This is a genomic window from Sphaerisporangium sp. NPDC049003 (genome assembly GCF_043197795.1).
Taxonomy (GTDB): domain Bacteria; phylum Actinomycetota; class Actinomycetes; order Streptosporangiales; family Streptosporangiaceae; genus Sphaerisporangium.
The window spans coordinates 1-12,202 of record NZ_JBICTU010000051.1; the positions used below are offsets into that span (position 1 = coordinate 1).

Annotated in this window: 12 protein-coding genes; 2 read left to right on the forward strand and 10 right to left on the reverse strand. The window is 70.1% G+C overall.

Features of this window, described 5'->3' with window-relative positions; all coding sequences use genetic code 11:
* Positions 1 to 823: 823 nt before the first annotated feature.
* Both ACGFIV_RS34390 and ACGFIV_RS34395 read right to left on the reverse strand, forming a co-directional pair.
* Positions 824 to 1,105 (reverse strand): hypothetical protein, encoded by a 282-nt coding sequence (locus tag ACGFIV_RS34390; protein WP_392839209.1) that lies wholly within the window; start codon positions 1,103 to 1,105, stop codon positions 824 to 826.
* Between the two features lie 28 nt (positions 1,106 to 1,133).
* Positions 1,134 to 1,661, reverse strand: coding sequence for an ATP-binding protein (locus ACGFIV_RS34395; protein ID WP_392839211.1), 528 nt, complete (start codon positions 1,659 to 1,661; stop codon positions 1,134 to 1,136).
* Positions 1,662 to 1,905: 244 nt separating this feature from the next.
* Between ACGFIV_RS34395 and ACGFIV_RS34400 the strand changes: the two genes are divergently transcribed.
* A complete protein-coding gene (locus tag ACGFIV_RS34400) occupies positions 1,906 to 2,754 on the forward strand; it encodes a helix-turn-helix domain-containing protein (protein ID WP_392839213.1) in 849 nt (282 codons plus the stop codon).
* Positions 2,744 to 2,971, forward strand: coding sequence for a DUF397 domain-containing protein (locus ACGFIV_RS34405; protein WP_392839215.1), 228 nt, complete (start codon positions 2,744 to 2,746; stop codon positions 2,969 to 2,971). The genes ACGFIV_RS34400 and ACGFIV_RS34405 overlap by 11 nt, the downstream gene beginning before the upstream one ends.
* Before the next feature lie 361 nt (positions 2,972 to 3,332).
* Here ACGFIV_RS34405 and ACGFIV_RS34410 read toward each other — a convergent pair whose 3' ends face one another.
* The 8 genes from ACGFIV_RS34410 to ACGFIV_RS34445 form a co-directional block, all read right to left on the reverse strand.
* Complete coding sequence (locus ACGFIV_RS34410) at positions 3,333 to 4,430, reverse strand: DegT/DnrJ/EryC1/StrS family aminotransferase (protein WP_358547635.1); 1,098 nt, start codon at positions 4,428 to 4,430, stop codon at positions 3,333 to 3,335.
* On the reverse strand, positions 4,427 to 5,098 hold the full coding sequence (locus ACGFIV_RS34415) for an acetyltransferase (RefSeq protein ID WP_392839218.1): 672 nt from the start codon (positions 5,096 to 5,098) through the stop codon (positions 4,427 to 4,429). The genes ACGFIV_RS34410 and ACGFIV_RS34415 overlap by 4 nt, the downstream gene beginning before the upstream one ends.
* Positions 5,099 to 5,128: 30 nt before the next feature.
* The gene (locus tag ACGFIV_RS34420; RefSeq protein WP_358547630.1) at positions 5,129 to 6,565 is read right to left on the reverse strand and encodes an oligosaccharide flippase family protein; all 1,437 of its coding nucleotides are present in this window, start codon (positions 6,563 to 6,565) and stop codon (positions 5,129 to 5,131) included.
* A gap of 79 nt (positions 6,566 to 6,644) precedes the next feature.
* On the reverse strand, positions 6,645 to 7,871 hold the full coding sequence (locus ACGFIV_RS34425) for a glycosyltransferase (protein WP_358547627.1): 1,227 nt from the start codon (positions 7,869 to 7,871) through the stop codon (positions 6,645 to 6,647).
* 32 nt (positions 7,872 to 7,903) lie between these two features.
* Positions 7,904 to 9,025, reverse strand: a complete 1,122-nt coding sequence (locus tag ACGFIV_RS34430; protein WP_392839220.1) for a DegT/DnrJ/EryC1/StrS family aminotransferase — start codon at positions 9,023 to 9,025, stop codon at positions 7,904 to 7,906.
* Positions 9,022 to 10,182 (reverse strand): glycosyltransferase, encoded by a 1,161-nt coding sequence (locus ACGFIV_RS34435; RefSeq protein WP_358547621.1) that lies wholly within the window; start codon positions 10,180 to 10,182, stop codon positions 9,022 to 9,024. The genes ACGFIV_RS34430 and ACGFIV_RS34435 overlap by 4 nt, the downstream gene beginning before the upstream one ends.
* Positions 10,179 to 11,147 (reverse strand): NAD-dependent epimerase/dehydratase family protein, encoded by a 969-nt coding sequence (locus ACGFIV_RS34440; RefSeq protein WP_358547618.1) that lies wholly within the window; start codon positions 11,145 to 11,147, stop codon positions 10,179 to 10,181. The genes ACGFIV_RS34435 and ACGFIV_RS34440 overlap by 4 nt, the downstream gene beginning before the upstream one ends.
* The gene (locus ACGFIV_RS34445) at positions 11,144 to 12,181 is read right to left on the reverse strand and encodes a Gfo/Idh/MocA family oxidoreductase (RefSeq protein ID WP_358547616.1); all 1,038 of its coding nucleotides are present in this window, start codon (positions 12,179 to 12,181) and stop codon (positions 11,144 to 11,146) included. Before ACGFIV_RS34445 ends, ACGFIV_RS34440 begins: the two co-directional genes overlap by 4 nt.
* Positions 12,182 to 12,202: the final 21 nt, after the last annotated feature.

A 12,202-nucleotide genomic window follows, 5' to 3' on the forward strand; every position in this document is an offset into this window, starting at 1 on the left:
GGTCATCGTCACTGTCTCGATCGTCCTGTCTAGCTCTGTTTCACATCATGAGGACTCATTCGTCCTATGTCTCACAAGAGTCTGACAGAGAGGGCGCCCACGCGTACCAGAAGCCGCTGGGATAAGGCGAAGTGCTGCCGCGGGTGTGCGTGGTACCGAACAAGGAAGGCGAGACGCACCTGACCTCCCGCTGTTCCCACGCGGCTCTGTACTCAAGCGGTGTGGAAACGCAGTCCGACGTGCTCGGTGCCCCTGCGCGGGCTTCCGACAGCGCCGCGCCCGGCACGGTGAGTTGGAGGGCGCAGGCCAGCAGGAGGAGAAGCGGCCCCCGGCCGGCTCGCGAACGTTCGAGGACCATGGGCGCTCCTTGAGGCTGGGTTGGCCGCACCGGTCAAGGTGTCACCGGAACCAGTTGACGTGGCGCGACCAATTTCCACGACAGGAGCGGCGACGAGATCATGACGAGGCGGCTGATTGCCCCACCCGGACGCAACCAAGGTCAAGATCACGCGCAGCCCGAAAGATCAACAGAGCGGGTTTGTCACTCGCTGAGCGACACATGGGAGACCCAGGAAACGCGACGGCCCTAGGCATCCGGGACCATGGCAAGTGGCCTTCCGGGACGACAATTTGGCAGCACTGCACTTCAGGCACCATGCGTCGCCACCGAGATCGTCGGTGATGCATGGTGCCAGGAGCGCAGACCGGTACAAGGCCGTCCCGACCGGCCGCCCGACGTGTGGATCTCGTTCGACGTGTCTGCGTAGGACGCGCGTCGTGGGACTGAGGGCCCAATCTCGGCATGTGACGATCGGACGAGACCTCACACGCGCTCTTCATTCGGCGGCCAGATCCGGACCTGGTAGGGGGCACATAGGCGTTGCTTTCGAGCTTGAAACCGCTGTTCTTCGAAGCCGGCGATCAGGGCAAGGGCGGCGTGAGTGTTCATGCGGATCAGCACACTTGCCTGCCCGGTGCGGTCAACGAAGGGGGAGACAAGCAGGCTTACGGGGACTCCGCGTTGATTGAGCCAGCCCTGCATACGCCGACGCAGCTCCGAAGCCAGGCGAAGAGCTTGCCGGTCGCTATCGCTGAGGTACGGCATGCCAGCGCCCCTTTCCACGCAATACTCGTCAGCTCGCGTCCGGTATCAGCAAATCGAGCCAGCCCTCCGGCAGGTCCTCATCGACGTCGAACCACACCGCCATACCCGACCCGCGTCGGCGGGTGATGCCCCATTGCTTGGAGAGGGTGTCGACAAGGCGGATGTCTCGGCCACTCTCATCAGTGAGATCGCCGCCGAGCAGACGCGGCAGGCCGTTGTGCCCTTCGTCGCTCACCTTGACGTGAAGCTCTTCGTCGAAGGTTCGGATGATCGCGAGCGTGAAGAACCGCGACCCACTGTGCCTTATGGAGTTCGACGTCAATTCGGATACCAGGAGCACTGCGATCTCGGCGGCCGGGTGATCGAGAAGGGTTTGCTGGGTGACGTGGCGCGCCTGCGAGACCTGGTCTTCCGTGGCGTGGAAGGTCTCGTGCCGGATCGTCCGAACGCGAAGCACGTCGTCTGTTTCGCGCGAGTTCGGGATCAGAGTCCACCCGGATAGAAGCCCCGATGTTTGAGGGGGGACGCTCATGCTCTCTGCGTGGCTCGTCGTCATACCTGGTCACCTCCGGTGCTCGTATTTCCCTGCGTGGCAGCAGGATCGATGGCAAGCTCTACCGAGAGTGACTGCACCGCTACTAATCTGCAACCTGAATCCAAAAACTCTAGAAAATTACACCTGACCTTTAGTGGTGATTGCACTGAGAGGAGTCGCTGTTTGGGGCTTATGTCTTGGTTAAGAACGCCCATATGTACAGAAGTCATCGGAAATGAGTGGAAGGCGCAAGATGCCGCAACGTGTGAACCCCACCATCCGGCAGCGCAGGCTCGCCGCCGAGCTGGAGCGTCTCCGTGAGGCGGCCGGCTTCGCCCGAGAGGAAATCGCCGAGCGCCTGGACTGGCACGCGACGAAGGTATGGCGGGTCGAGAGTGCTCGCTCCGGTGTTACGACAGGCGACCTTCGGGACCTACTCGACCTCTATGACGTACACGGACCACGACGAGAGGCGCTCATCGCCCTCGCCCGGCAGGCCCGGCAAAAGGGCTGGTGGACCGAGTATCGCGACGTCTTCACCGGCTCGTACAACGATCTCGAAGTACAGGCGTCCGTGATCAGGAACTTCGAGCCACTCCTGATCCCAGGGCTTCTCCAAACGGAGGCTTACGCCCGGGCCGTGATCCGAGCGGCGCCCGTCGTCGACCCTCAAGAGGTCAAACGCCGCACCGAAGCACGTATGGCACGGCAACAACTCCTCACTCCGGAGGGTGGGGAACCCAAGCTGTGGATCGTCATCGACGAGGCTGTGGTCCGACGTCCCGTAGGTGGGGTGGACACGATGCGTGAGCAACTTCAACGGCTCATCGATCTCAGGGATCAGCCGAACATCACGATTCAAGTCATCCGGAACTCCGCAGGAGCCCACCCGGGACTCACCGGACCATTCGTGATCCTCGACTTCCCGAGCTCCGATTTCTTCGCACCGGTCATCTACCTCGAACTAGCGCCAGACGGTATGTATTTGGAGGAGACCGAACAGGTCATGCGATATACGCTGATGTTCGACCATCTCCGGGCAATCGCCCTTGGTCCAGCCCAATCGATCAAGTTGCTGAATGTCATCAAGGAAGGGCTACGCGATGACGAGTGAAGCAGGGCGGGGCACAACTGGCACGCATCATCTCGATCTGTCCCGCACCGTCTGGCGAAAGAGCAGTCGCAGTCAAGGCCAAGGAAACAACTGTGTAGAAGTCGCCCGCGTAGACGACCGCTACGCGCTCCGGGACTCCAAGAACCGGGACGGCGGCTCCTTGATCATCGACCGTGCAGGGTGGAACGCCTTCCTCGGCGAGTGTCGAAAGTCCTGATCAGTGATGCGGCGACCGGCTCGGACCAGCCGCTGATCAAGCGGTCGAGAATCCGGTGCCGGACCACCTCACAACCCTTCATCGGTTGCCGGAGGGTCGTATTACTGTGCGGAGGACTGCTAAGGCACCGTGTTCAATGCATGGCTCGGTTCCACCGAGGCAAGCGGTTGGGCGTTAGGTGGCATGCTCCGCCCTGTCGGGTGGTTTTCGCTGGGGTGGGTGGCAATTGGGTGCCCACGCGCCGTGGGTGACGGGTGGGCCTATTTGGTCGTGCCATGCGGGGGACGATGCGAGTGCGGATGGTGCGGTTCTTTGTGGGCTTTACGCGCTTGCCGTACGACGGGCCCCCTACAGCATCGGTTCAGAGTTGGCGCAGGACCTTGTCCAACGTCTCGGCGACCTGTTCCTGCTGGGTGGGCGTCAGGTGGGGGTGCATGGGGAGCGAGAGGATCTCGGTGGCCGCCCTCTCGGTCACCGGGAAGTCGCCGGGACCGTGGCCGAGGTGGCGGAACGCCGGCTGGAGGTGGACCGGCACCGGGTAGTGGATCTGGGCCTGCACCCCGGCCTCCTGGAGCCCGGCCACCACCTTGTCGCGTTCGGGCACCCTGATGACGTACAGGTGCCAGACATGGACGTTGCCCGGCGCCGTGCGCGGCAGCCGTACCCCTTCGATGCCGGACAGGAGGGCCTCGTAGCGGTCGGCCGCCGCGCGGCGCAGTTCGTTCCACCGGGCCAGGCGCTTCAGCTTGGCCCGCAGCACCACCGCCTGGAGGGTGTCCAGCCGGGAGTTGAAGCCGAGTGTCTCGTGCTGGTACTTGACCTCGCTGCCGTGGCTGGTCAGCAGCCGGACGGAGCGGGCCGACTCCGGTGAGGAGGTGAGCACGGCTCCCGCCTCGCCGTACGCTCCGAGGTTCTTGCCCGGGTAGAAGCTCGTCGCGGCCAGGCCGACCGGCGGGCGTCCCGCCTGGTCCGAGCCCTGGGACTGCGCGGCGTCCTCGACGACGGTGAGGCCGTGCCGCTCGGCGAGCCGGCGCACGGCGGCCATGGGGGCCTGCTGGCCGTACAGGTGGACCGGGAGGATCGCCGAGGTGCCGGGGCCGGCGACGGCGGCCGCGGACTCGGGGTCGAGCAGGAGGTGGTCGTCGTCGCAGTCGGCCAGGACCGGTCGCAGGCCGGCCCGTACGACGGCCTCGGCGGTGGCGACGAAGGTGTTGGCGGGGAGCACGGCCCCGGAGCCGGGCGGCAGGTCGCACGCCCGCAGGGCCAGCTCGATGGCGTCGGTGCCGTTGCCCACGCCCACGCAGTGCGGCACACCGGAGAAGGCCGCGAACTCCTTCTCGAAGGCGGCGACGTCCGGCCCCTGGACGAAGGCGGTGTTCTGGAGAACCCGGTCGAAGCCCTGGAGCACCTCCTCGGCCACCTCGGCATGGGCGGCTTTCAGGTCGACGAACGGGATCATGTCAGTGCTCCATCATCAACGGTGCTTGCTCGGATGAAACGGGCGGGTACGCCGGCCCAGATCTCATGGGCCGGGATGTCCTGGAGGACCACGGAGCCCATGCCGACGAGGGCGTAGGAGCCGATGGTGAGGGTCTCGCGCACGAGGGCGCCGGAGCCGACGTAGGCCCCGCGTCCGACGTGGACGCCCCCGGCCAGCCGGGCGCCCGCGGCCACCGTGGCGTAGTCGCCGACCACGTCGTCGTGGGTGAGCGTCACGTGGGGCATCACGCTCACGTGGGCCCCCACCGTGACCGAGGCGGTCAGCACCACCTGGGCGAGCACGACCGATCCCGGGCCGATCGCGCACGACCGGGACACGCTCGCGCCGGGGTGGACCAGGGTCGCGTACCGCTCCGGGGGCAGGCCGAGACGGGCGACGATGCGCGCGCGGCTGGCGTAGTCGCGGGAGTTTCCCGTGCAGACCACGATGCGCGCGTCGTCGCGCTCCAGCGCCTCGCCGGAACCGCCCAGTACGGGCACGCCGTCCACGACGGTGCCGTGCCTGCGGGGATCGTCGTCCAGAAAGCCGAGCAGCTCCCAGGTGGGGGAGACGTCGTTGACCGCGTGGACGGCCTGCGCGGTCTCGCGGGCGAAACCGCCGGCCCCGACGATCAGCAAGGGGGCCATGCGATCTCCCTGATCATGCGATCTCCATGGTCATGCCGTCTCCTTGATGTCCTGCAGCACCCGGCGCTTGCGGTAGCCGTACAGGGCCACGACCAGCATCCCGACCGTACCGGCGGCGGCGAGCACCCCGAGGTCGGGGCCGATGGCCCGCCGCGCCAGCACGGCGAAGCCGCCGACGGCGAGCGCGGCGAGCAGGGCCGGCCACAGCTCGCGCGCGAGGTCGGCGACGCGGACGCCGGAGCGGCCGAGCTGCCACAGATAGGCGGGCAGGACCACGACACCCGCGACGGCGACCAGCGCGATGGCGGCGCCCCGCAGGCCGTCCGCGTTGACGCCGATCCACATCGCCGGGACGAGGGCGACCAGCCAGAGGCCCTGTACGGCGAGCACCGCGCGCGACCGTTCGAGGACCACGAGGTAGTCGTAGACCAGCTCGAAGAAGATCCGTAGGCCGACGAGGACGCCCAGACCGGCGAGGGCGATCGCGGCGGGCTCCCACTGGTCCCCGTAGACGAACCGGATGATCGCGGGCGCGGCCCCGCTGAGAAGGAGGCAGACCGGAAGCGTCAGGCCGACGAGCAGCGCCGCGACGGCGACGAACGACCGGTTGAGCGTGGGGCGGTCATGCTGGAGCCGCGAGAAGGCGGCGGGAGCGACCGCGCGCACCGGCTGGGAGAACACCGCCACCGGCCACCCGGACAGGTTGACGGCGAGGACGTAGAAGCCGAGGGCCGTGGACCCGAGCACGTGGCCGACGACGATCTGGTCCGCGTAGCCGACGGCGAAGACCAGCAGCGACGCCCCGGCGAGCGGCAGGCCGAACCTGACGAGCCGCCGCGCCACCTCACGGTCGAAGCCGAACCGCAGCCGTTCGGGCGCGAAGGAGACCAGCAGGATCCCGCCCGCCAGCGAGCCGCAGACCCGCCCGACCGCCAGGCTCATCGCCCCCCACCCGAGGAAGGCGAGCGTGAGCGAGATCAGCGCGCCGAGCCAGTTGTCCACCTGGTCGGCGATCATCTTGCGGCCCTGCATGAAGTTGCGCTGCATCAGCGCCGCCGAGGTCGAGACCAGGCCGTTGGTCACGACGCTGAGGGCGAGCACCCGTACCGGGCCGGTCGCGGCGGGGTTGCCCATCGCCTCGGCGAACGCGGGGGCGCCGAGCATGAAGCCCGCGCAGACCAGCACGCTGAACCCGGCCGAGAGCGTGGCGACCGTGGGCACGATCGCGCGGGGGTCGTCGGGCCAGCGGACGATGGCGAGGCTCACGCCCAGCTCGTTGATGCTCAGCATGGCGAGCAGCGCGACGAGCGCGACGGCGAACGTGCCGAACTCGGTGGGACCGAGGACCCGGGCCAGCGTGATGCCGATCGCCAGCGTGCCGAAGCGGGCGGCCAGGGTGCTGATGAAGCTCCACCCGAGCGCCCTGCCCGCCTTGGCCCGCAGCGAGGAGGTCTCGACGTCGGTCACGATCGACTCCCCGTCACAGCGCCGAGGCGGTGGCCTGGGTGTCTCGCGGTGCCGGCATGGGGACGGCGGTCTGGGCGGGTCATCCGCGGGCCTTGGCGACGGTGTTGAAGTCGTCGCGGGCGTGGGTGCCGCGCAGGCGGTCGTAGCGGCGGCGGAGTTTGTAGTTCAGGACGCCCGCCGCGGTGCCCAGGGCGTCGAGGGCGGCCGGGCGTTCGGTGACCGCCCGCTCGTAGATCTCCACCTGGACGCGTGCCGCGCGCTCCAGGCTGAAGCGTTCCACGACCAGGCGCCTGCCGTACTCGCCCAGCTCGTGGCGCAGGCCGGGGCCGGCGTGCAGTCTGCGGAGCAGGGCCTCAAGGCGGGGCCCGCCCGTCTCGCGCCCGTCGCCGAGGCCGTACCAGCCCTGGCCAAGGAACGTCTTCTCGGTCTCCGGCGTCAGCAGCTCGAAGAAGCCGTGCTCGCCCTGCACGATGAGGGGCTTGGCGAACGCCAGGGACCGCAGCGCGGAGCCGCCCATGCCGAGGCAGACGGACGCCGCGGCGTAGGCGGGTCTCGGGTCGAGGAGCTGCCCCGTCAGCACGACCACGCGGCGCCCGGCCGCCGCGTTGGCCGCGGCGGCGCGCTCCTCCACCTCGGCCCTCGCCGGGCCGTCGCCGACCACGACGAGCCGCACGTCCAGCTCGCCCGCCAGGCGGCCGGTCACGTCGATCGCGGTGAGCAGCCCCTCCAGCTTGAGCTCCGGCACCAGCCGCCCGACGACGACGACGTCGAGCGGACCCTCGCCGAGGACGTGGCCGGAAAGGCCGAACTCGTGGCGGAAGGCCTCCACCGGATGGCCCGGGGCGTTGGCCGCCACGTCGACCGGCGGCTCGATGAGGTGGACGTGCCGCCGACCGGGGGCGGCCCGCTCCTGGATCTCACGGGTGCCCACGACCAGGGGCAGCGAGGACGGCAGGAACGGCGCCACCGACATCGACATGATCGTGCAGACGGCGGCGGCCGGGCCGCGCAGGCTCGCGTAGAAGGCCTCCACCCCCGGCGGCCACTCGTACCCGTGGACCACGTCGAGACCGCGCTGGACGGCGAGGTCGCGCAGCAGCCGTACCGTCGTGGGGGACGGCCTCCGCCGCTCCGGGCTCAGCGGCAGGTGCTCCAGGCCCGCGTCAGTGACGTGGCCGACGAGCGGGCCCGGCTCGCCGATCACGCTCACCTCGTGGCCCAGCCGCTGGACGGCGGCGGCCAGCTCGACGGCGTTGAGCTGGCTGCCGCCGACCTCCATGGCGTGGGGGTACACCAGAATGCGCACGGTCAGGTCTCCAGGGCGAGGGGATGCACCGGTCAGAGTGCCGCGGCGGTGTGCAGGGCCTCGACGACCTGGTCCTGCTCGGACTCGGTCATCGCGTGGAAGAGCGGGAGGATCAGCGAGTTGCGGGTCAGCCACTCGGTCGCCGGAAGCTCGGCGGCCAGTACGTCCGCGTAGGCGGGCTCCAGATGCGCGGCCATGATGCCACGGCGGGCCGAGATCCCCCGCTCGGCGAGGAAGCCCAGCAGCTCGTTGCGGCCCATCGGGAAGTCGTCGGGGAGCGCGATCCAGAACGACTGGAAGTTCGACCTCCCGTACGCGGGGTCGCGGACCGTGGCGAGGCCAGGGATGTCGGCCAGCAGCTCCTGGTAGCGCGCCGCCAGCGCCCGGCGGCGGGCGATCAGCTCGGGGAGCCTGCGCAGCTGCACGAGCCCCACGGCGGCCTGCAGATCGGTCATCCGGTAGTTGAACCCGACCTCGGTGTACTCCTCGGGCGCGGTGGAGCCGCTGGCGTGACGCTCCGCGGCGCTCACGCTCATGCCGTGCTCGCGCAGCCGGCGCGCCCGGGTCGTCCACTCGGGATCGTCGGTGGTGAGCATCCCGCCCTCGCCGGTCGTGAGCAGCTTGCGCGGGTGGAAGGACCAGGCGGACACGGCCGAGCCCGCGCCCACGGGCCGGTCGCGGTAGATCGAGCCGGCGGCGCAGGCGGCGTCCTCGACCAGCGTCAGCCCCTCGTGGGCGGCGCGGATCTCCTCGACGTCGGCGGGCACGCCCGCCTGGTGTACGACGATCACCGCACGGGTGCGGGGCGAGCGCGCGGCGTCGACGGTCTTGGCGGTGAGGTTCCCCGTCGCCGCGTCGACGTCGGCGAACACCGGCGTGGCGCCGGTGTACCGGACCACGTTCGCGGTCGCGATGAACGACAGCGACGGCACCACCACCTCGTCGCCCGGCCCCACACCCGCCAGCACCAGCGCGAGGTGCAGGGCGGTCGTACAGGACGAGGCGGCCACCCCGTGACCCGCCTCGACGCTCGCCGCGAAGGCCCGCTCGAACTCGGCCACCTTCGGCCCCTGCGCGACCCAGCCGGAGGCGATGACCTCGCCCACGGCGGCTTCCTCCTCCGGGCCGAACCACGGCCGCATCACCGGGATCATCGCCCGGCCACCTCCTTGATCTCCAAGTCGAGAAGGCCCGCCAACCGGCGGACCCTTTGGGTCCAGTCGTGCCGCGCCGCGAAGGCCCGCCGGCGCTCGGCGAGCGCGGCCGTACGGGGAGCGCGCAGCTCCGCCGTCACGGCGGCGGCGAACTCCTCAGGGGTCCTGGCGACGGGTATCAGCGGCCCGGCGTCCAGCCAGGCGGTCGCCGGCAGCTCCGTGGAGACCACCCCGCGCCCCGCCGCGAGGTACTCCAGCGTCTTCAGCGGGAAGCTCGCCCTGTTGAACGCGCTGTCGGCGTACGGCGTCAGGCCGACGTCGATGAGCCGCAGGTAGGACGGCAGCTCCTCGTAAGGCTTGCGCCCCACCCAGTACACGTTGGGCCGCCCGGCGAGCCGGGGCCACCGCTCGGGCTCGTAGTCGCCCGCCTTAGGGCCGACCAGCACCAGCGGCACCCCGGTGCCGGCGACGGCCTCAAGAAGGGCGATGTCGATGCGGGCGTTGATGTGCCCCACGAACCCGGCGACCGGTGTCCCCGCCAGCTCGGCGGGAAGATCGGCGGGAAGCGGCGCGCCGTCCACGGCGGCGTACGCCGCGACGTCGCACCCGTTGGGCACCAGGGTCGCCGCGCGCCCGAGCCCCGCGACGCGCTCCACCAGGTCGGGGGAGACGACGGCGACCGCGCCGGCCCGGGACGTCATGCTGCTCTCGGCCCGTGCCAGCCGTGTGGCCGACATGCGGATCAGCGAGGCGCCCGCCACCAGGTCGTCGGTGACGTACCTCAGCGTCCGGGCCCCCCGTGCCACGTCCAGCAGGTCGGTCGTGCCCGCCACGACGACGGCCGTGATCGTGCCCCCGGCCTTCCTGGCGGCGGCCCGTACGGCCTGACGGGCGAGCGCCGCGGTGACGCGGTCGACCCCCGGACGGTACGCGGCGGGCGGGGCGACCGGACTCAGCCGCCACAGGCCGGTGCGGACCCGCCGCAGCACGTGCCCGGCCTCACCGGTCTCGGGGTCGCGAATCCCGGAGCGCACGGGGCGCGGCGGGTCGACGTAGAGCACGTCGAGGTACTCGCTCAGCCGGTCGGCCATGTGCCGGTCGGTGCCGCTCACCCCGTCGTAGCGCGTGCCCGCGCCGTACACGAGCAGGTCGTTCACCGGGTCTTCTCGGCGCGCCACCAGGCGACGAGGCGGCGCAGGCCCTCTTCGAGGTCCACCTCGGCCTTCCAGCCGAGCCGCTCGGCCGCCGCGCCGACGTCGGCCAGGCGGCGGGTCACGCCGTTGACCGCGCGCGCCGGGCCGAACTCCAGGCCCAGCTCGGTCGCGTCCATGACCGACATCAGGGTCTCCGCGAGCCCGCGCAGGCTGGTCTCGGTGGAGCTGGCGATGTTGAAGACCTGGTCGGTGACGTCGCTCGACGCCGCCAGCAGGTTGGCGCGGGCGATGTCCTCGGTGTACACGAAGTCCATGGTCTGCAGGCCGTCGCCGAGGATGAGCGGCGGCTGACCTGCCTCGATGCGGTCCATCCAGCGGATCAGCACCTCGGTGTAGAGGCCGTGGATGTCCATGCGGGGGCCGTAGACGTTGAAGTAGCGCAGGGCCACGTAGTCGAGCCCGCGCATGGCGTGGAAGCTGCGCAGCAGACCCTCGTTGAAGGTCTTGGCCGCGCCGTACAGGGTGTCGTTGTCGTACGGGTGGTGGTCCTCGCGCGTCGGGAACTCGGTGGCCAGGCCGTAGACCGAGGCGGAGGACGCGGCGATGACCTTGCGCACCCCGGCGTCGGCCGCGGCCTCGACGACCTCGTACGTGCCGTCGACCAGCACTTGGAGGGCGAGCCGGGGCTCTTCGGCGCACTGCGTGATCCGGATGGCGGCCTGGTGGAAGACCAGGTCCATGCCCTCGGTCACCGAGCGGACGAGCGCGGTGTCGCGGATGTCCCCCTCGACCACGCGCAGGCGGCCCTCGGCGATCTCCTCGGCCCTGGCCAGGTTGGCCCTGCGGCCCCGGACGAAGTTGTCGAGCACGACGACCTCGCCCGCGCCCGCCGCGAGGAGCTGGTCCACGATCGTGGAGCCGATCGTGCCCGCGCCCCCGGTCACCAGACAGCGGCTGTTCTCAATCATCGAGCGGATCCCCCCAGGTCGATTCGTCTGCCGTCATTCTGGATGCTCCGCCCTGCCGCTTCCAGCAGAGCGAGCACGCGGAGCCCCGACCGGCCGTCGGTCAGCGGGGCCCGTCCCTCCTTGATCGAGGCCGCGAACTCGTGCATCACGCCCCTGAGCGCCTCCCGCTCGGGCAGGGCCGGTACGACGACGTCACCGGTCCGATAGGAGATGAGGGCCGCCCGGCGCACGTCTTCCCCGGCGGTCGCGAGGTCGACCCCCCGGTCGTACACCGCGAGGCGCTGGGCCGGGTTCACGTCGTCCCACACGATCGTGCGGCGCGACCCGCCGATCACGGTCGTACGGATCTTGGTCGGGCTGAGCCAGTTGACGTGGACGTGGGCGATGGCCCCCGACGACAGCCACAGGGTCAGGTACGCCAGGCACGGCCGCCCCGCGCCGATGGGGTCGGAGGTGTGCGCCGCCACCGCCACCGGGGTGACGCCCTCGGGCAGCACGAAGTCGAGGATCGACAGGTCGTGCGGCGCGAGGTCCCACAGCACGTCCACGTCGGGCTGGACCAGGCCCAGGTTGATGCGCACCGAGTCGACGAACTGCACGTCGCCGAGCTCGCCCGAGGCGATCAGGTCGCGGATCCTGCGCACCACCGGGGTGTAGCAGAAGGTGTGGTCGAGCATGAGCACCCGGCCCCGCTCCTCCGCGAGGGCGACGAGCTTGGCGCCCTCCTCGTAGGTCGGGGTCAGCGGCTTCTCCACCAGCACGTGCTTGCCGGCGTCCAGGGCGGCGCGCACCAGGTCGAAGTGGGTCCGCGCCGGGGTGGCGATCGCGACCGCCTCCACCGCCGGATCCTTCAGCACCTGCTCTACCGATGACGTCGCCCTCACCGTGGTGTACCGGCCGAGCACCGCCTTGGCACGCTCCTCGTCGAGGTCGCACAACCACTCAAGGCGCAGCTCCGGGGTGGCCATCGCGTTCCGCACCAGGTTCGGGCCCCAGTAGCCCGCACCGATCACGGCAAGGCCGATCGACGTCACACGGATCTCCTTTTTCTGCTC